The sequence below is a fragment of the Candidatus Hydrogenedentota bacterium genome (assembly GCA_016791475.1).
Classification (GTDB): Bacteria; Hydrogenedentota; Hydrogenedentia; order Hydrogenedentales; family JAEUWI01; genus JAEUWI01.
The window spans coordinates 1-612 of sequence record JAEUWI010000312.1; the positions used below are offsets into that span (position 1 = coordinate 1).

The 612-nt window shown below is 57.2% G+C and carries 1 pseudogene; it reads right to left on the minus strand.

Annotated features, from left to right (window positions below):
* Positions 1-612, minus strand: a pseudogene (locus JNK74_29395) (argininosuccinate synthase).

Genomic DNA, 612 nt, shown 5'->3' on the forward strand with positions numbered 1-612 from the left:
ACGAAGCGGTTCTCGACCAGATCGACCCGGCCGATACCGTGTTCGCCGCCGAGGTAGTTAAGGTGAGAGAGAAGGTCGACTGCACCGTGTCCGACGCCGTTGATCGCCACGGGCTCGCCTTTTTCGAATGAGAGAATGATCTCTTCGGCCTGGTCCGATGCGTTCTCCGGCGATCGCGTCAGCAGAAACATATCCTCGGGCGGTGCAGCCCAAGGGTCTTCCAGAACGCCGCCCTCGTAAGAGACATGCATTAGGTTGCGGTCCATCGAATATGGTTTTTCGGCGGTCGCCGTGACCGGAATGGCGTGCTTCTCGCAATAGGCGATCAGGTCGGCACGGCCTTTGAATTCCCATCACCTTGATATCAGGCTGAAGTGCGTAGTAGGTCAACTCGAAACGGACCTGGTCGTTGCCCTTGCCAGTGGCTCCGTGGGCAACGGCATCGGCGCCTTCTTTTCGGGCGATCTCGATCTGGCGTTTGGCGATGACAGGACGCGCAAGCGATGTGCCTAGCAGATAAACGCCCTCGTAAAGAGCGTTGGCTTTCACCGCAGTCCAGACGAAGTCCTTTACAAATTCTTCGCGTAGGTCTTCGACGTACAATTTCGATGC